The following is an 18,536-nucleotide window of genomic DNA, read 5'->3' on the forward strand; positions in this document are numbered from 1 at the left end:
GCTCCTGGTACCCGCGGTCAGTCCGCCATTAAATCTCATCCGTTCAGATCAGAGGAATTCTCCCATGCGCTACAGCCGATATCTGCTTCCCACACTCAAGGAAACCCCGGCCGATGCCGAAGTCGCCAGTCATCAGCTGATGCTTCGTGCCGGCATGATCCGCAAGGTTGCTGCCGGAATCTACAACTATCTCCCTTTCGGGCTCAGGTCGATACGAAAGGTGGAGCAGATCGTCAGGGAGGAGATGGAGCGGGCCGGTGCCATCGAACTGCTCATGCCGATGGTGGTTCCTGCCGAGCTCTGGCAGGAATCGGGACGGTGGCAGGATTACGGCAAGGAACTGCTGCGATTCAGCGATCGCAAGGAAGCCCCCTTCTGCCTCGGTCCGACCCACGAGGAAGTCGTCACCGACGTGGTGCGGGGTACGGTCCGCTCTTACCGGCAGCTGCCCCTCAATCTTTTTCAGATCCAGAGCAAATTCCGCGACGAGATCCGGCCCCGGTTCGGACTGATGAGGGGGCGGGAATTCATTATGAAGGATGCCTATTCCTTCGATCTCGATGAGCCGGCAGCCGATGTCGCCTATGAAAAGATGTTTCAGGCCTACTGCCGCATTTTTCAGCGTTGCGGACTGAAATTCCGGGCCGTTGAGGCGGACACGGGTAATATCGGCGGTACCAGTTCCCATGAATTCATGGTACTGGCTGAATCGGGGGAGGATGCCATCGTATCCTGCGACAGCTGCTCCTATGCTGCTAATGTGGAGAAGGCGGAACTGGTGGTGCCCCAAGAGCCGTCCGCCCCGTTGAAATCCCTGCAGAAAGTGGCCACCCCGGGGAAGAAGACCATCGAGGAGGTGGCGGCTTTTCTGGGCACCATGCCTGAAAAACTGGTCAAGACCCTGCTGCTGCAGACCGATGCCGGCGACACTGTGGCGGTACTGCTGCGGGGCGACCGGGAATTGAATGAAATCAAGCTCTGCCGCCTGATGGGGTGTAATGATGTGGAACTGGCCGCCGAGGAGGTGGTGCAGCGGCTGACCGGCGCGCCGAGCGGTTTCTCCGGTCCGGTCGGCCTCCAGGTGCCGGTCTATGCGGATCTGGAAGTCAGAAACATGGGCGATTTCGTCGTTGGCGCCAACGAGGCGGATCACCATCTGTGCGGTGTGAACCTGGAGCGCGATTTTACCCCGGCCCGTTTCGCCGATCTGCGTCTGGCGGTGGCCGGCGATCCCTGTCCCCGGTGCACCGGCCGGCTGGAAACCTGGCGGGGGATCGAGGTCGGACACGTTTTCAAGCTCGGCACCAAATACTCGGCGGCACTCGGCGCCACCGTCCTCGACGACCAGGGGGCGGAGCGGGAACTCTTCATGGGGTGCTACGGCATCGGCATCGGCCGCACGGTGGCAGCGGCCATCGAGCAGAATCACGATGAAAACGGCATGATTTTTCCGCTGCCGATCGCTCCCTTCCAGGTTCTGGTCACGGTGGTCAATCCTCGCGAGGAGGAGGTTCTGGCCGCCGCTGAAAAACTCTACGCCGAGTTGCTGCAGGAGGGGGTTGAGGTGTTGTTCGACGACCGGGACGAGCGGCCGGGGAGCAAATTCAAGGATGCCGACCTAATCGGCATTCCGCTGAGACTGACCGTCGGCGCCCGTGGGTTGAAGGAGGGGGCCGTGGAGCTGCAGGTGCGCGCCGGCGGGGAACGCCGGATGCTGCCGCTGACCGAGGCGGGGGCCGTTCTCGGTGAGGAGATCCGTCGGGCCCTGGCCTGCTGATCGCCCGTTCGGGTTGTCTCCTGGAGAAGGAGCAGTTCATGAAAAGTAAAGCCATCGACAGCAGCGGCCGGCTCGCTCTGCCCTATTTTGCCGTCAAGGAACTGGGCAGCCGTTCCCTGGATCTGGTCTCCCACAGCCCGGGACACCTGTTGTTCCTTTCTGCGGAAAGTGAAGTTTCCCTGGCCGGTTTGGTGGGGGAGATGGCCGTGGTCGATATCCTTTCCTTCATCAACATGTTCCGCAAGACCGGCACCTTCTGCCTCGATCTCAAGCTCGGGCGCAAGGAGATCACCTTTTATCAGGGGGAGATCGTGCAGGCAGCCAGTACCTTCCCCGAGGAGCATATCTGTGAAATCCTTCATGATCTCGGCAAGCTGGATCGGGACTCCCTGCTGAAGTACCGCCAGCTTCAGATCAGCCAGAGCCAGTTGGGTCGCATGCTGGTCGAAAAGGGGATCATTTCCGCAGAGGAGCTGTGGACGGCCGCGCAAAACCAGGTCGAGGTGATCGTGTATAATCTCTTCACTTTCAAGGAAGGAAGTTTCTACTTTCGGGAGAAAGCGGTGCGGGAAGGGGACGATGTCCGCCTGCAGATGAGTACCCAGAACCTGATCATGGAGGGGCTGCGGCGCATCGACGAACGGACCCTTTTCATGCGCCATGTCGGCAGCCTCGAGGCCATTCCCGTGCTTACAGGAAGGGAACGGATCGAACTGGAGGAAGAAGAGCAGCGAATGCTGGCGGTCATCGGCCGCGGCCGGCTCAATGCCCGTTCGGTTCTCAGGCGTAGCGGGCTGGCTGAACTGGAGGGGTTGCGGCTGCTGTATCAGTTGATCCTGAAGCGGGCGATTCAGATGGAGGATCCGCCGGTTTTCACGATCAGTGGCGATATAGGCGAAATATTAAGCATTTTCAACAGCGTGCTGACCGCTCTTTTCGGGCGCATCATGGAAATCAACCCCGGCTTCATCGACGAGGTCCGGCACTTCCTGAGGGTTTTACCCTCGCCGTTTTCCTATGTCTTCCGAGATGTCCAAATCCTGGAGAACGGCTCTGTTGAAGGCAGCCGGGTGCTGGCGAATCTGGCAGGACTGGGCGAACGGGACAAAAAGAAGCTCCTGGCCGAATCGATGAGCGAGCTGGTTTACATGGAGTGTCATGCCCTGCGTCGCGATCTGGGGAGCGCAGGTTCGGCCGACCTGCTCCAGAAGGTCCAGGAGATACCCCGGCGGATAAAAAATATTCTCGAGAGGAAGGGATGATCGATACTGCGCGTGAAAGGCTGATTTTTGCTTTGGATGTGGATTCGCCCGAGGAGGCCCGGGAATGGGTCCGGCTTCTGTCAGGAAAGGTCGGCCTGTTCAAGGTCGGGAAGCAGCTGTTTACCCGATGCGGGCCTGAGGTGGTGCGGATGATTCGTGCCGCCGGGGGTGAGGTTTTTCTCGATCTCAAGTTTCACGATATCCCCAATACCGTCGCCATGGCCGCTCTCGAGGCAAGCCGCCTCGACGTCATGATGTGCAACGTCCATGCACTGGGCGGGCCTGCCATGATGCGGCGGACCGTTGAAACCGTGGACAGGCAGTGCGCCGTTGAAGGCCGTCGCCGTCCGCTGCTGCTCGCCGTAACCATTTTGACCTCTTCCGACGAGGAGACCCTGAAGGCGGTAGGGATCGACCGGTCCGTGGAGGAGATGGTCACCCGGCTCGCCCTGCTCGCCAGGGATGCCGGAATGGACGGTGTGGTGGCTTCGCCCCGCGAAGTCGAGACGATTCGCCGGGCCTGCGGGGAAGACTTTGTCATTGTGACCCCCGGAGTGCGGCCCTCCTTCGCCGCAGCAGATGATCAGGTGCGCATCGCCACGCCGGCTGCCGCCATCGCCACCGGGGCCGATTATCTGGTGGTGGGGCGGCCCATCGCTGCAGCCGCGGACCCGATGGTCGCCGCCGGTATGATCGTTGAGGAGATGGCGGCGGCTCTCGCAGGCCGTTCACCCCATGGCTGAATTCATCTACGGAATAAATCCTGTCCGGGAAGCCCTGCTCGGCGGAGGTCGCCGGCCTCTCCTGCTGATTCTGGCGGAGGGCAGTCAATCCTCTCGTCACCAGGAAATTCTCCTGGAAGCCGGCCGGGCAAATGTGCCGGTGATCAGAAAGAAACGCCAGGAGTTGGACCGCCTTGCCGGGACCTCTCACCATCAGGGGGCATTGCTGGAGATAGAGCCCTTCGCCTATGCCGATCTGGAGGATCTGCTGGTTCGCCGCCGGCAGTCGGGACAGAAAGCTTTTTTCCTGGTGTTGGACGGCATCACCGACCCTCATAACCTCGGCGCCATCCTGCGCAGTGCGGATGCGGCCGGATGTCATGGCGTGATCATGGCCAGGGACCGCAGTTGTCCCGTGACGGCGGTGGTCGATAAGGTTTCAGCCGGAGCTCTGGAACACGTCCCTCTGTGCAGGGTGACCAATCTCGCCCGGACTCTGGAAAAATTCAAGTCCGAAGGGATGTGGGTCTACGGTCTTGCGGGGGAAGGTGATTCCGTGTCTCTCTATAAGGGGACGGATCTGACCGGCGATGTCGTGCTGGTCGTCGGCAGCGAAGGGTCGGGACTGCGTGCCAATGTCAGGCGCCACTGCGACCTGTTGCTGGCCATTCCCATGGCTGGGCGGGTCTCTTCCCTGAATGCCTCGGTGGCGGCGGCCCTTGCCCTGTTTGAAGTGGTGCGGCAACGGCAGTCATCTGAAGAGAATTGAATCGGGGAAAATCCCTTCACATCCGCAAAAAAAAAATCCCACAAACAGGGTTGACTTCCTCCGGAAAATGGAATATACACAACGCCATTGTCGTTTATGGCAGGGATGAGCTGAAAAAAAACTTGTGCAGAAGGTTCTCTGGGTGTATAAAGGGCTTCTGTGCTCTGATGCTGGCGTAGCTCAATCGGTAGAGCAGCTGACTTGTAATCAGCAGGTTGCGGGTTCAATTCCTGTCGCCAGCTCCAGTGAGCTACGAAGCGTGTCCTGCCAGCCGAGGACGCATCTACTGGAGGGGTTCCCGAGCGGCCAAAGGGATCAGACTGTAAATCTGACGTCGTAGACTTCGGAGGTTCGAATCCTCCCCCCTCCACCATTTGATATTACTTGCCGGACGAGGTTCCGGCTGCCAATTTCCAGGAGGCTGTGGCCGATCGTACTGGAGGTGGCGCCGGTGCGTAGTCCACAAAGCTTCTCATAGGATGGTTGTCGTTGGTTTTGGGCGGGAATAGCTCAGTTGGCTAGAGCGTCAGCCTTCCAAGCTGAGGGTCGCGGGTTCGAGTCCCGTTTCCCGCTCCATCATTAAGATGGCAATTTCCGGCGAAGGCAATCGAAGTAGGCCCACATAGCTCAGTCGGTAGAGCGCATCCTTGGTAAGGATGAGGTCACCGGTTCAAATCCGGTTGTGGGCTCCACTTATTTGCTTTGCGGGATATTTCTGTTTAGACCGTCTTTTATTAACGGCCCCGGTCCAGGTTCAGGCGGCCCCACTTAAGTCCAAGCGAGTTTTTAAAAAAAAGGGAGGTTGACGCAATGTCAAAAGCCAAATTTGAAAGAACAAAGCCCCATGTAAATATTGGGACCATCGGTCACGTTGACCATGGCAAGACCACTCTGACGGCCGCCATCACCAAGGTCATGGCCTCCAAGGCTGGCCGAATTCAAGGCCTTCGACGCCATCGACAACGCTCCGGAGGAGCGCGAGCGCGGCATCACCATCGCCACTGCCCACGTCGAATACGAGACCGCAAACCGTCACTACGCCCACGTCGACTGCCCGGGCCATGCCGACTACGTCAAGAACATGATCACCGGCGCCGCGCAGATGGACGGAGCGATCCTGGTGGTGTCGGCCGCCGACGGTCCGATGCCGCAGACCCGCGAACACATTCTGCTGGCCCGTCAGGTCGGCGTGCCCGCCACGGTGGTATTTCTGAACAAGGCCGACATGGTGGACGACGAGGAGCTGCTCGAGCTGAAAGGAGCTGGAAGCGCAAGAGCCGTCAGCGCCTACGATTTTCCTGGCGACGACATTCCCCGGCATCATTGCCGGCAGCGGCCCTGAAGGGGTCTGAAGGGGATGAAGCAGCCAGGCCATCGCCATGAAGCTGATGGATGTGGTCGACAGCCACACCTGAGCCGGAGCGCGCCATCGACAAGCCGTTTCGATGCCTGTGAAGACGTTTTCTCCATCTCCGGTCAGCGCAAACGTGGCCACCGGTTTACCGAGCGTGGCGGATCGTCAAGGTTCAGGACGAGGTTGAGACCGTCGGGATGAAGGCGACCACGAAGACGGCGGTCACCGCGTGAGATGTTCCGCAAGCTGCTCGATCAGGACAGCCGGCGACAACGTCGGGATCCCGCTGCGCGGCGTCAGCGCGAGGACATCGAGCGCGGCCAGGTTCTTGGCGAAGCCCGGCAGCATCACGCCGCACCAAGTTCAAGGCCGAGGCCTACATTCTGACCAGTGAAGAGGCGGCTGCCACACCCCGTTCTTCAACGGCTACCGTCCGCAGTTCTACTTCCGGACCACCGACGTGACCGGTATCGTGGAGCTGCCCGAAGGCACTGAGATGGTCATGCCCGGCGACAACGCTGCAATGACCGTGAACCTGATCACGCCGATCGCGATGGACAAGGAGCTTCGCTTCGCCATCCGTGAGGGCGGCCGCACCGTCGGCGCCGGCGTTGTCAGCGACATTATCGAATAACTCTCGTTCGAGGCGGCCCTCCACCTGAGGGCCGCCGAAGGGTTGAATCATGCGGGACATTATCACCCTCGCCTGCACCGAGTGCAAGCGGCGCAACTATACGACGACCAAAAACAAGAAGACCAAGCCGGAACGGCTCGAATTCAAGAAGTACTGCCGGTTCTGTCAGAAGCATACCCCTCATCGGGAAACCAAGTAGATTTCAAGGGCGAAGCTTTCGGCTGTGGCGAGAGTTGCAGGCCAGTAGCTCTAACGGCTAGAGCACCGGTCTCCAAAACCGGGTGTTGGGGGTTCGAATCCCTCCTGGCCTGCCAAATTAACCAATAGCTTGATAATAGGGGTGGCCGTGTTTGGCAAACTGCGCAACTTCCTTGGCCTGGTCAAGGAAGAGATGAAAAAGGTGACATGGCCCTCCAGAAAAGACACCTATGCATCCACTCTGGCGGTCATTGTCCTGGTGCTTGCGGTAGGTGTTTTTCTCTGGCTGGTCGACTCGGCCCTGTCCACCGCCATCCGAACCCTCATTCGGGGTTGAGGCCTCAAAAAGAGACTATATGACGATGAAGTGGTATGGGGTACATACCTATTCCGGCTATGAAAACAAGGTCAAGCTGAACCTCGAGGAGCGGATACGCGCCCTCGGCGTGGAGGAACAGTTCGGCGAAATCCTGATTCCCTCGGAAACCGTGGTTGAGCTGAAGAAGGGGGAGCGCAGGACCTCAACGCGCAAGTTTTTCCCCGGCTATATTCTGGTGCAGATGGTATTGAACGACGAGACCTGGCACGTGGTGAAGGACACACCCAAGGTGACCGGTTTCGTCGGAGGCGGTACGGTTCCTGCCGCGATCCCCGACGAAGAGGTTCACAAGATTACGGCTCGCATGGAAGAGGATGTCGAACGGCCCAAGCCCAAGGTGGCCTTCGAGGTCGGAGAAACGGTCCGGGTGGTCGATGGACCTTTTCTCAACTTCACCGGGGTTGTGGAAGATGTCAAGCCCGACAAGGGCAAGCTTAAGGTGATGGTCAGCATATTCGGCCGGGTCACCCCCGTCGAGCTCGAATTCATCCAGGTGGAAAAGACCAGTTGACGGCTGAGCGGGAATACAGGGCTGATTGCATTTTCATCCGGTCGTTCCGGATCGAGCAGATGCCTTTCCGGCCCGGAACCTGGTAGGGGTTCGGCGGGCTAGCGGCGCTGTCAGCCCCCAGTGATTGGGAAAAATATATCCGGGAAGAAACCAGTTAAGGAGTAATTCATGGCCAAGAAGGTTGTTGGAATGATAAAGCTGCAGATTCCAGCCGGAAAGGCGAACCCGTCGCCCCCGGTCGGCCCTGCCCTGGGCCAGCATGGGGTCAACATCATGGAATTCTGCAAGGCGTTCAACGCCAAGACCCAGAGTCAGGACGGAATGATCACTCCGGTCGTCATTACCGTCTATGCGGACCGGTCCTTTTCGTTCATCACCAAAACCCCTCCCGCGGCAGTGCTGCTGCTCAAGGCAGCAAAAATCGACAAGGGGTCCGCGGTGCCCAACAAGGACAAGGTCGGCAAGGTCACCAAGCAGCAGGTCAGGGAGATTGCCGAGCTGAAAATGCCGGACCTCAATTCCTTTGATATCGATGCCGCCGTGCGGACGATTGAAGGGACCGCTCGCAGCATGGGCCTGGAAATCGTTTAATATCTGCCAGATTCTGGAGTGCGCAAAATGTCAACAGGAAAATTACATAAAGTAGCCAAGGCCAAGGTCGACCGGACCCGGAACTACTCTGTCGAGGAAGCGATTGTTCTGGTCAAGGAAGCTGCCCATGCCAAATTCGACGAGACCGTCGAAGTTGCAGTTCGCCTTGGCGTCGACCCGAGAAAAGCCGATCAGATGGTGCGCGGTGCCGTTGTTCTGCCCAACGGCCTGGGCAAGACCGTCCGCGTTCTGGTCTTCGCCAAGGGTGAAAAAGCCCTGGAAGCCAAGAATGCGGGAGCCGATCATGTCGGTGGTGACGACCTGGTGGAAAAAATTCAGGGCGGGTGGTATGAATTCGACACCGCCATCGCCACTCCCGACATGATGGGTGTGGTCGGCAAGATCGGCCGTCTTCTCGGTCCGCGGGGCCTCATGCCCAACCCGAAAGTGGGGACCGTGACTTTCGAGGTCGGCAAGGCTGTCGAAGAGGCCAAGTCGGGCAAGGTCGCGTACCGGGTTGAAAAAGCCGGCATTGTCCATGCTCCGCTGGGAAAGGTGTCCTTCGAGCCGGTCAAGCTGCAGGAAAATCTGGTGGCACTTCTCGATGCACTGGTCAAGGCCAAGCCCCCCACCGCCAAGGGAACTTACCTGAAGAAGGTCTGCCTTTCCAGCACCATGGGACCCGGCGTGAGCTTGGATGTGCCCGGTCTGCAGGCCCTGGTCAAGTAAGTAACGAAAAGTTGGCTTTTTTCGCCAACTGCGATTTTTCGTAATAGACTGAAACGTTTTATTCCTGGTCAAAGACAGCAGGCACGCTGCAAAGCGTTTAATGGGTTTTCCGCCTGCCGAGGCTCAAGGAAGAAATGGCGTCAGCCACTCTCTTCTTCCTAACCTTTGACGGGAACAAGGAACCGACCGGTTCCCATCACGAGAGAAAGGAGGAGAGACTGTGAAGAAAGAATCCAAGGAAAAGGTCATAGCGGAAGTTTCGGATCTGCTCAGTTCGGCCAAGGCAACTTTCCTGGCCGACTACCGTGGTCTTGATGTTGAAAAGACCAATCAGCTGCGGGGCGAGTTGCGCGCCGTCGGCGTTGACTACCGGGTCGTCAAGAATACCTTGATGCGACTGGCAGCCAAAGGAACCGAAGCCGAATGTCTGGATAAGCTGCTGGCCGGCCCAACGGCCGTCGCCTTCGCCCAGAACGATCCCGCTGCCTCGGCGAAAGTCCTTTCGGAGTTTGCGAAAAACAACAAGAACTTCGAACTCAAAGGCGGCGCCCTCGGCGGGAAGCTTCTGTCCGTGGACGAAGTGCAGGCGTTGGCTGATCTGCCCAGCAGGGAAGTTCTTCTGGCCAAGCTGCTCGGGTCGATCAATGCTCCGGTCAGCAACTTCGTCGGCGTTCTGGCGGCCGTTCCCCGCTCCCTGGTTCAGGTACTGGCGGCGATTCAGGATCAGAAGGCCGCCTGACGGTTGGCCGGCTCAAAAAAATCAGCGTTTACAAAATACCGCTTAGGGTATAATTGGGAGGAATCCAAGATGGCTATCACCAAAGAACAAGTTGTTGAATTCATCGAAAATATGACCGTGCTGGAACTGGCCGAGCTGGTCAAAGAACTGGAAGAGAAATTCGGCGTTTCCGCCGCCGCTCCCGTCGCCGTTGCTGCAGGTCCCGCTGCCGGTGCGGCTGCCGCCGGTCCCGCTGTCGAGGAGAAGGACGAGTTCGACGTCATCCTGGCCAGCGCCGGCGACAAGAAGATCAACGTCATCAAAGCGGTTCGCGCCGCTACCGGCCTTGGGCTCAAGGAAGCCAAGGACCTCGTTGACGGTGCTCCTCAGACCGTAAAGGAAGCCATGCCGAAGGCTGAAGCCGAAGAACTCAAGAAGCAGCTTGAGGAAGCCGGCGCCACTGTTGAGCTCAAGTAGTTGCCGTTCCATAGTATCGCCCTTAGCCAAGGTCGCTCAGTGCGGCCTTGGCTATTCTGCTTTCGTTGACTTGTTCCCTCGGGATGCCCTGAAAAGAACGGAAACGCGTTTCTAATCGGAAAAGTACGAGTCGTCTCACGCAAGCCGCTGCTTTTCCCTCGGGGTGGCGGGAATCGGTTCGCTTCCCGACGAAAACCAGCTTCTTCAGCTAAAGGAGAAAACATGGCTTATTCGATTGCGAATAACCAGCTTCTGCGGAAACATTTCGCTGATATCCAGCGGATTATAGATATACCCAACCTGATTGACATCCAGAAAAATTCTTATAAACGTTTCCTGCAAGCCGAAATCCCTCCTTCTGCGCGGCAAAACCATGGGCTTGAAGCCGTTTTCAGATCGGTTTTTCCGATTCGCGACTTCAGCGAAACCTGCTCGCTGGAATACGTTTCCTATACACTGGGCACCCCCAAGTACGATGTGGACGAGTGCCATCAGCGGGGCATGACCTACGCCGCCCCGGTTAAGGTGCGGGTGCGCCTTGTGTCCTGGGATACCGACAAGGACTCCGGTGTCCAGTCCATCCGGGATATCAAGGAGCAGGAAGTCTACTTCGGTGAGATTCCGGTCATGACCGAAAACGGAACCTTCATCATCAACGGTACCGAGCGCGTCATCGTCAGCCAGCTCCATCGCTCGCCGGGTGTGTTTTTCGACCACGACAAGGGTAAAACCCATTCCAGCGGCAAGGTTCTGTACAACGCCCGGGTCATCCCCTATCGCGGGTCCTGGCTCGATTTCGATTTCGATCACAAGGACATCCTCTACGTTCGTATCGACCGGCGTCGCAAACTTCCCGCGACCGTACTCCTCAAGGCTCTCGGCTATTCCACCGAAGAGCTGCTGAACTACTATTACGACGTCGAAAACATCCTCATCGACGGAGAAGGCTATAAAAAGAGGGTGAACGCCGATCTGCTCAGCGGGCAGCGGGCCGCCACGGACATCGTCGCCCCCGATGGCGAAGTACTGGTCAAGGCCAACCGCAAGTTCACCAAGGCCGCTATCCGCAAGATTGCCGAAAAGGGTATGGAATTCATCGACATACCCGAGGAAGATGTGGTCGGCAAGGTGGCTTCGGTCGATATCGTCGATACCGCAACCGGCGAAATCCTGGTCGAGTGCAACGAGGAGATTACGCTGGACAAGCTGCAGGAACTGCGGGCTCGCGGCATCAACGAGTTCAGCGTTCTGTTCATCGATAACATTTACGTGGGTCCTTACCTGCGTGAGACCCTGCTGCAGGACAAGATGGCCACCCCCGACGACGCCCGGATCGAAATTTACCGGCGTCTTCGCCCCGGTGATCCTCCGACCGTCAAAAGCGCCGCCGCGCTTTTCGAAGGGCTGTTCTTCATCCCCGAGCGGTACGACCTGTCTGTGGTCGGCCGGATCAAGCTCAATTACAAGTTGGGGCTCAACGTACCGGAGGAGCAGACCACGCTGACCAGGGAAGACATTCTCGAGGTGGTCCGCTATCTCATCGACCTGCGCAACGGCAAGGGTGTGATCGACGATATCGATCATCTCGGCAACCGCCGTGTCCGCGCTGTCGGCGAACTGCTGGAAAACCAGTACCGGGTGGGTCTGGTGCGCATGGAGCGTGCTATCAAGGAGCGGATGAGTCTGCAGGAAGTCGACAGTCTCATGCCCCACGACCTGATCAACTCCAAACCGGTTTCGGCCGTGGTCAAGGAGTTCTTCGGCTCGTCGCAGCTGTCCCAGTTCATGGATCAGACCAACCCGCTCTCCGAGATCACGCACAAGCGCCGTCTCTCGGCCCTCGGCCCCGGCGGTCTGACCCGCGAGCGCGCCGGTTTCGAGGTGCGTGACGTACACCCGACCCATTACGGCCGGGTCTGCCCGATCGAGACTCCGGAAGGTCCGAATATCGGTCTGATCGCCTCCTTGTCCACCTATGCCAGAATCAATGAGCACGGATTCGTGGAGACCCCCTACCGCCTGGTCAAGGACGGCGTCGTCAGCCACGAAATCAAGTATTTCTCCGCGTTGGAGGAGGAAGGGCATGCCATCGCCCAGGCCAACGCTCCCCTCGACGAAGAGGGGCGGTTCGTCAACGAAATGGTCAATGCCCGCAAGAACGGGGAATTCATGCTCATGATCAGCGACGAGATCGAGCTGATGGACGTTTCGCCCAAGCAGCTCGTATCGGTCGCCGCCTCGCTGATCCCCTTCCTGGAAAACGACGACGCCAACCGCGCCCTGATGGGTTCGAACATGCAGCGCCAGGCCGTGCCCCTGCTGCGGGCGGATGCTCCTCTGGTCGGAACCGGGATGGAACGCATCGTTGCCCACGACTCCGGTGCTGCCGTCGTCGCCCGCCACAACGGGGTGGTGGAAAGCGTCGATGCGGCCCGCATCGTGGTCAAGATCGATGAAGGGGAAGTGGACGAAACGGGAACCGGGGTCGATATCTACACCCTGACCAAGTTCGCCCGTTCCAACCAGAACACCTGCCTCAACCAGAAGCCGATCGTTCATCAGGGCGACCGGGTGAAGCGGGGCGAGATCATCGCCGACGGGCCCTCGACCCAGTGGGGCGAACTGGCCCTGGGGCAGAACGTGCTGGTCGCCTTCATGCCCTGGGAAGGGTACAACTTCGAGGATTCCATCCTGATTTCCGAAAAGCTGGTCAAGGAAGACCGCTATACCTCCATTCATATCGAGGAACTGGAGTGTGTGGCCCGGGATACCAAGCTCGGCAAGGAGGAGATCACCAACGATATACCGAACCTCGGCGAGGACGCCCTCAAGGACCTCGACGAGAGCGGCATTGTCCGCATCGGAGCGGAAGTGAAGCCCGGAGATATCCTGGTCGGCAAGATCACGCCGAAGGGCGAGACCCAGCTCTCTCCGGAGGAGAAGCTGCTGCGGGAACGACGTCACCTCTGCCACCGGCGAGGTGGCTGCTTGCGCAGGGGAGCAAAATTTCAGCCGAAATGCTGGAAAAAATCCCCTTCGCCCGCTGGAGTGAAATCTCCCTGGTCGATTCTGCTGATGCCGAAGCCAGGGTGGCCGATTTGTTCAGCCGTCTGGCCGACCGGGAGGAGCTGATCAAAGGGGTCTTCGCCGACAAGATCGAAAAGATCAAGCGGGGTGATGACCTGCCTCCGGGCGTCATTAAGATGGTCAAAGTCTACATTGCCATCAAGCGGAAGCTGTCCGTGGGCGACAAGATGGCCGGTCGTCACGGAAACAAGGGTGTGCTGTCCCGCATCCTGCCGGAAGAGGACATGCCCTACATGGAGGACGGCACCCCTGTCGAAATCGTCCTCAATCCCCTGGGCGTTCCCTCCCGTATGAACGTCGGCCAGATTCTTGAGACCCATCTAGGCCTGGCCGCCCGGGGACTGGGATTGCAGATCCAGGAATATCTCGATCGGCATTTCAGCCCGGACGCTCTGCGGGAAAAGATCGGCGATGTCTACAAGGACAAGAACCTCGACAAGTTCCTCGCCGGGCTCTCCGACGACGAAATCCTGCAGCTTGCCCGGCGGCTTTCTCTCGGAGTGCCTATGGCCTCGCCGGTCTTCGAGGGGGTCACCGAGGAGCAGATGAAGCAGGAGATGACCAGGGCCGGTTTCACCGAGTCGGGCCAGATGACCTTGTACGACGGTAAAACCGGGGTACCCTTCAAGGAAACGGTCACCGTCGGCATCATGTACATGCTCAAGCTGCACCATCTGGTCGACGACAAGATCCACGCCCGCAGCATCGGGCCCTACAGCCTGGTCACCCAGCAGCCCCTCGGCGGCAAGGCCCAGTTCGGCGGCCAGCGCCTGGGCGAGATGGAAGTCTGGGCCATGGAAGCCTACGGTGCCGCACACGCGCTTCAGGAGTTCCTGACCGTCAAGTCCGACGACGTCGCCGGACGGACCCGGATGTACGAAGCCATCGTCAAGGGCAAACATACCCTTGAGGCGGGACTGCCGGAAAGCTTCAACGTGCTTATCAAGGAGCTGCAGTCCCTCTGCCTCGACGTGGAACTTCTGGAAGAACAGGAGTAACGGTTCGGCCTCCAACAGCACTTGATGCCGCCGGAAACAGAGGCGGGCTGTACCGAACGGTTACGAACAGAAATAAACCCAGCATCATCCTACAAGGAGGGTGAGTTTTGGAAGATATATTCAGCCTTTTTGAGCGGCCGAAAGATCCTCTCAGCTTTAACGCCATTCGTCTTTCCCTGGTCTCGCCGGAAAAGATCCGGGAGCGTTCCTTCGGCGAGGTGAAGAAGCCGGAGACCATCAACTACCGAACTTTCAAGCCGGAACGGGACGGCCTGTTCTGCGCCAAGATTTTCGGACCGACCAAGGATTACGAGTGCAACTGCGGCAAGTACAAGCGCATGAAGCACCGCGGCATCGTCTGCGAAAAGTGCGGCGTCGAGGTCATCCCCAGCAAGGTGCGGCGTGAGCGGCTCGGGCATATCGACCTGGCCTGCCCCGTGGCGCATATCTGGTTCCTCAAATCGCTGCCCTCGCGCATCGCCACCCTGCTCGACATGACCCTCAAGGAAGTGGAGCGGGTGCTCTATTTCGAAGCCTACGTCGTGCTCGACGCCGGGGATACCCCGCTGGTTCGCGGCCAGCTTCTGACCGAGGACAAGTACCGGGAGATGATGGATGAATTTGCCGGTCAGTTTGTCGCCGACATGGGCGCGGAGGCAATCCGCGAATTTCTGTCCGAGATCGATCTCGACGAATTGTCCGGTTCCTTGCGGGCCGAACTGAAAGATGCGGCCAGCGAAGCCAAGCGCAAGAAGATCGCCAAGCGGCTCAAGGTCGTCGAGGCCTTCAAGCACAGCGGCAATCGGCCCGAATGGCTGATTCTTGAAACCATTCCGGTTCTGCCGCCGGAATTGCGCCCCCTGGTTCCTCTCGACGGCGGCCGTTTCGCCACCTCCGATCTGAACGACCTCTACCGCCGGGTTATTAACCGCAACAACCGCCTCAAGCGTCTGATGGAACTGCGGGCTCCCGAAGTCATCATCCGCAATGAAAAGAGGATGCTGCAGGAAGCGGTGGACGCCCTGTTTGACAACGGCCGGCGCGGCCGGGCCATCACCGGCCCCAACAAGCGGCCGCTGAAGTCGCTGTCCGACATGCTCAAGGGCAAGGGCGGCCGGTTCCGGCAGAACCTGCTCGGCAAGCGCGTCGATTACTCGGGCCGTTCGGTTATCGTCGTCGGTCCCGAACTGAAGCTCCATCAGTGCGGTCTGCCGAAAAAGATGGCTCTCGAGCTTTTCAAGCCTTTCATCTACAGCAAACTCGAGGAGAAAGGCTACTGCACCACCATCAAGAGCGCCAAAAAGATGGTGGAGAAAGAGAAGTCCGAGGTCTGGGACGTGCTGGAAGAGGTTATCCGGGAGCACCCGGTCATGCTTAACCGCGCCCCGACGCTGCATCGTCTCGGTATCCAGGCTTTCGAACCGGTGCTCATCGAGGGCAAGGCGATCCAGCTCCACCCCCTGGTCTGCACCGCCTTCAACGCCGACTTCGACGGTGACCAGATGGCCGTCCATCTGCCCCTGTCCATTGAGAGCCAGATCGAAACCCGCGTTCTGATGATGTCGACCAACAACATCCTCTCGCCGGCGCACGGAAAACCGATCATCGTGCCATCCCAGGACATGATCCTGGGCCTCTACTACATGACCCGGGAGCGGGTGTTCGCCAAAGGGGAGGGCAAGATCCTGTCCTCGAGGGACGAAGTGCGCATGGCCTACGATGCCGGAGAGATCGACCTGCAGGCCAAGATCAAGGTCCGCATGGTTCCTGTTGCAGGGGAGGGGCCCCAGCTTATCGAGACCACGGTGGGCCGCGTGCTGCTTCGGGATATCGTTCCGGAAGTCATCCCCTTCGACCATATCAACCGGGTCATGGCAAAGAAGCAGGTCGCGACCCTGATCGACGTCTGCTTCCGTCTGGCCGGCAACAAGGAGACCGTCCTGCTGGCCGACCGGCTCAAGGAAACCGGCTATCGCTATTCGACTCTCGCCGGCATCTCCATCTGCCTCAACGACATGGTCATCCCGGAGAGCAAGGACAAGTTCATGACCGCCGCGGTGGAAGAGGTCACCGAGATCCAGAAGCAGTATACCGAGGGCCTGATCACCGACGGGGAACGCTACAACAAGGTCATCGACATCTGGGCCAAGTGTACCGAGGACATCGCCCATACCATGCTGGAAAATTTGTCCGTGGACGAAGTGGAAGGCCCCGATGGCGAGAAGGTCAAGGCGCCTTCCTTCAACTCCATCCACATGATGGCCGACTCCGGCGCCCGCGGCAGCGCCCAGCAGATCCGTCAGCTGGCCGGTATGCGCGGTCTGATGGCCAAACCTTCGGGCGAGATCATCGAGACCCCCATTACCGCCAACTTCCGTGAAGGCCTGACCGTTCTTCAGTACTTCATCTCCACCCACGGTGCCCGTAAAGGTCTGGCCGACACCGCGCTTAAGACCGCCAACTCCGGTTATTTGACCCGGCGTCTGGTCGACGTGGCCCAGGATGCGATCATCACCGAGCAGGATTGCAGCACCCTTGACGGCATCCTGGTCTCCTCCCTCACCGAGGGCGGCGAGGTCATCGAGCCCCTGGGCGACCGCATTCTCGGCCGGACCGCGCTGGAAGACGTGCTCGATCCGGTAACCGGCGAGGTTCTGGTCGAAGCCAACCAGGAGATCGATGAAGCCCTGGTGCAGAGGGTGGAAAATGCAGGGATCGAGAAGCTCAAGATCCGCTCGGTCCTCACCTGCCAGAGCCGGAGGGGCATCTGCGCCACCTGCTACGGCCGCGACCTGGCCCGGGGCCATATGGTCAACCTCGGCGAGGCCGTTGGCGTCATTGCCGCTCAGTCCATTGGTGAGCCCGGCACGCAGCTGACCATGCGAACCTTCCATATCGGCGGTACGGCGTCCCGTCGTGCCGAGCAGACGTCTCTCGAGGCGCGTTTCGACGGTTCTCTGAAGTATCTCAACCTCAATACGGTCATCGACAGCGAAGGTCACCACGTAGTCATGAACCGCAACGGCGAAATCGCCGTTGCGGACGAGACCGGCCGGGAAAGAGAACGTTATGGGGTCGTCTACGGCGCGCGGCTGCGGATCAAGCCTGACGGTCCGGTCCGGTCCGGCGACCTTCTGGCCGAATGGGACCCTTATACCATGCCGATCCTCACCGAAATCGCCGGCCGTATCCGGTTCGGGGATATCATCGAAGGGGTCACCATGGAGGAGCAACTCGACGAGGTGACCGGCCTGTCCCGTAAGGTCATCATCGAGTCCCGGGGTGCCGACAAGCGGCCCCGCATTACCCTCAAGGACGACGAGGGCAAGACCATCAAGCTGCCCAACGGCGCCCCCGCCCGCTACATGCTGCCGGTCGGGGCCAACATTGTTGCCATCGAAGACGAAATGGTCAGTGCCGGTGCGATCCTGGCCAAAATTCCTCGGGAAACCACCAAGACCAAGGACATCACCGGCGGTCTGCCCCGGGTCGCCGAGCTTTTCGAAGCCCGAAAGCCCAAGGAATTTGCCGTCATCTCAGAAATCGACGGTGTCGTTGCCTTCGGCAAGGACTCCAAGGGCAAGCGCAAGGTCATCGTCACCCCGGAAATCGGTGACGCCAAGGAGTACCTGATCCCCAAGGGCAAGCATGTCAGCGTGCACGAGGGGGACTTCGTCAAGGCCGGCGAAGCGCTGATGGACGGTTCGAGCAACCCTCACGACATTCTGCGGGTACTGGGCGAAAAGGATCTGGCCAAGTATCTGGTCGACGAGGTCCAGGAGGTTTACCGCCTGCAGGGGGTCAAGATCAACGACAAGCACATCGAGGTTATCGTCCGGCAGATGCTGCGCCGGGTCCGGATCAAGGAGATCGGCGATACCCGCTTCCTGCTCGACGACCAGGTCGAACGGTGGGAATTCGAGCAGGAAAACCAGCGGGTGCTGGCCGAAGGCGGTTCCCCTGCAGTGGGCGAGCCGCTCATGCTCGGTATCACCAAGGCTTCGTTGTCCACCGAGTCCTTCATTTCGGCCGCATCCTTCCAGGAGACGACCAAGGTTCTGACCCAGGCCGCCATCGAAGGCAAGATCGATTACCTCCGCGGTCTCAAGGAGAACGTCATCATGGGCCGCCTTATCCCGGCCGGCACCGGCATCTCCAAATATCGCAGCGCCAAGCTGCTGATCGAGGAACCGGAAGAGGTGCTGGAGCCGCCCATCGAGGAAATTGAGGAAGAGATGGAGGACGAGGTCTTCGAAGAGGTCGAGAAAAGCGAGGAAGCTTCTGAATAATCGGGGTTTTCGGGCCGGGCAAAAAAAGCCCGGCCCATTTT

General features: G+C 59.2%; 12 protein-coding genes, 5 tRNA genes and 2 pseudogenes. All 19 read left to right on the plus strand.

All coding sequences use genetic code 11. The annotated features are described in order from the left end of the window. Positions 1-64 precede the first annotated feature (64 nt). Positions 65-1,777, plus strand: a complete 1,713-nt coding sequence (locus R2940_01250) for a proline--tRNA ligase (GenBank protein ID MEZ4598403.1) — start codon at positions 65-67, stop codon at positions 1,775-1,777. A gap of 38 nt (positions 1,778-1,815) precedes the next feature. Further along, entirely contained in the window at positions 1,816-3,039 is a 1,224-nt protein-coding gene (locus R2940_01255) for a DUF4388 domain-containing protein (GenBank protein MEZ4598404.1), read from the plus strand. After that, complete coding sequence (gene pyrF, locus R2940_01260) at positions 3,036-3,782, plus strand: orotidine-5'-phosphate decarboxylase (protein MEZ4598405.1); 747 nt, start codon at positions 3,036-3,038, stop codon at positions 3,780-3,782. The genes R2940_01255 and pyrF overlap by 4 nt, the downstream gene beginning before the upstream one ends. Then, on the plus strand, positions 3,775-4,530 hold the full coding sequence (rlmB, locus tag R2940_01265; GenBank protein MEZ4598406.1) for a 23S rRNA (guanosine(2251)-2'-O)-methyltransferase RlmB: 756 nt from the start codon (positions 3,775-3,777) through the stop codon (positions 4,528-4,530). The genes pyrF and rlmB overlap by 8 nt, the downstream gene beginning before the upstream one ends. 169 nt (positions 4,531-4,699) lie before the next feature. Then, positions 4,700-4,775, plus strand: a tRNA-Thr gene (locus tag R2940_01270). Between the two features lie 43 nt (positions 4,776-4,818). Next, a tRNA-Tyr gene (locus R2940_01275) sits at positions 4,819-4,903 on the plus strand. A gap of 126 nt (positions 4,904-5,029) precedes the next feature. Further along, positions 5,030-5,106: transfer RNA gene (locus R2940_01280), tRNA-Gly, on the plus strand. A gap of 40 nt (positions 5,107-5,146) precedes the next feature. Then, a tRNA-Thr gene (locus R2940_01285) sits at positions 5,147-5,222 on the plus strand. Between the two features lie 118 nt (positions 5,223-5,340). After that, a pseudogene (gene tuf, locus R2940_01290) lies at positions 5,341-6,518 on the plus strand (elongation factor Tu). A 49-nt stretch (positions 6,519-6,567) separates the two neighbouring features. After that, entirely contained in the window at positions 6,568-6,717 is a 150-nt protein-coding gene (gene rpmG, locus R2940_01295; protein ID MEZ4598407.1) for a 50S ribosomal protein L33, read from the plus strand. A gap of 38 nt (positions 6,718-6,755) precedes the next feature. After that, positions 6,756-6,832, plus strand: a tRNA-Trp gene (locus R2940_01300). A gap of 32 nt (positions 6,833-6,864) precedes the next feature. Further along, positions 6,865-7,053 carry a preprotein translocase subunit SecE gene (secE, locus tag R2940_01305; GenBank protein MEZ4598408.1) on the plus strand — a complete coding sequence of 63 codons (189 nt, stop codon included), beginning with the start codon at positions 6,865-6,867 and terminating at the stop codon, positions 7,051-7,053. Between the two features lie 19 nt (positions 7,054-7,072). After that, positions 7,073-7,606 (plus strand): transcription termination/antitermination protein NusG, encoded by a 534-nt coding sequence (gene nusG, locus R2940_01310; GenBank protein MEZ4598409.1) that lies wholly within the window; start codon positions 7,073-7,075, stop codon positions 7,604-7,606. Positions 7,607-7,774: 168 nt separating this feature from the next. Continuing rightward, on the plus strand, positions 7,775-8,197 hold the full coding sequence (gene rplK / locus R2940_01315) for a 50S ribosomal protein L11 (GenBank protein MEZ4598410.1): 423 nt from the start codon (positions 7,775-7,777) through the stop codon (positions 8,195-8,197). 27 nt (positions 8,198-8,224) lie between these two features. Beyond that, the gene (rplA, locus tag R2940_01320) at positions 8,225-8,926 is read left to right on the plus strand and encodes a 50S ribosomal protein L1 (protein ID MEZ4598411.1); all 702 of its coding nucleotides are present in this window, start codon (positions 8,225-8,227) and stop codon (positions 8,924-8,926) included. A gap of 220 nt (positions 8,927-9,146) precedes the next feature. Then, entirely contained in the window at positions 9,147-9,665 is a 519-nt protein-coding gene (gene rplJ / locus R2940_01325) for a 50S ribosomal protein L10 (protein ID MEZ4598412.1), read from the plus strand. Between the two features lie 69 nt (positions 9,666-9,734). Beyond that, the gene (gene rplL / locus R2940_01330; GenBank protein ID MEZ4598413.1) at positions 9,735-10,121 is read left to right on the plus strand and encodes a 50S ribosomal protein L7/L12; all 387 of its coding nucleotides are present in this window, start codon (positions 9,735-9,737) and stop codon (positions 10,119-10,121) included. 222 nt (positions 10,122-10,343) lie between these two features. Beyond that, positions 10,344-14,206, plus strand: a pseudogene (gene rpoB / locus R2940_01335) (DNA-directed RNA polymerase subunit beta). Between the two features lie 107 nt (positions 14,207-14,313). Continuing rightward, a complete protein-coding gene (gene rpoC, locus R2940_01340; protein MEZ4598414.1) occupies positions 14,314-18,495 on the plus strand; it encodes a DNA-directed RNA polymerase subunit beta' in 4,182 nt (1,393 codons plus the stop codon). Positions 18,496-18,536: the final 41 nt, after the last annotated feature.

The organism is Syntrophotaleaceae bacterium (genome assembly GCA_041390365.1).
Classification (GTDB): Bacteria; Desulfobacterota; Desulfuromonadia; order Desulfuromonadales; family Syntrophotaleaceae; genus JAWKQB01.

What these genes read in the sequence shown, in the direction of transcription:
- R2940_01250 (MEZ4598403.1), top strand. Translation starts at nt 65, where the DNA reads ATGCGCTACAGCCGATATCTGCTTCCCACACTCAAGGAAACCCCGGCC.
- R2940_01255 (MEZ4598404.1), top strand. Translation starts at nt 1,816, where the DNA reads ATGAAAAGTAAAGCCATCGACAGCAGCGGCCGGCTCGCTCTGCCCTAT.
- pyrF (MEZ4598405.1), top strand. Translation starts at nt 3,036, where the DNA reads ATGATCGATACTGCGCGTGAAAGGCTGATTTTTGCTTTGGATGTGGAT.
- rlmB (MEZ4598406.1), top strand. Translation starts at nt 3,775, where the DNA reads ATGGCTGAATTCATCTACGGAATAAATCCTGTCCGGGAAGCCCTGCTC.
- rpmG (MEZ4598407.1), top strand. Translation starts at nt 6,568, where the DNA reads ATGCGGGACATTATCACCCTCGCCTGCACCGAGTGCAAGCGGCGCAAC.
- nusG (MEZ4598409.1), top strand. Translation starts at nt 7,073, where the DNA reads ATGACGATGAAGTGGTATGGGGTACATACCTATTCCGGCTATGAAAAC.
- rplK (MEZ4598410.1), top strand. Translation starts at nt 7,775, where the DNA reads ATGGCCAAGAAGGTTGTTGGAATGATAAAGCTGCAGATTCCAGCCGGA.
- rplA (MEZ4598411.1), top strand. Translation starts at nt 8,225, where the DNA reads ATGTCAACAGGAAAATTACATAAAGTAGCCAAGGCCAAGGTCGACCGG.
- rplL (MEZ4598413.1), top strand. Translation starts at nt 9,735, where the DNA reads ATGGCTATCACCAAAGAACAAGTTGTTGAATTCATCGAAAATATGACC.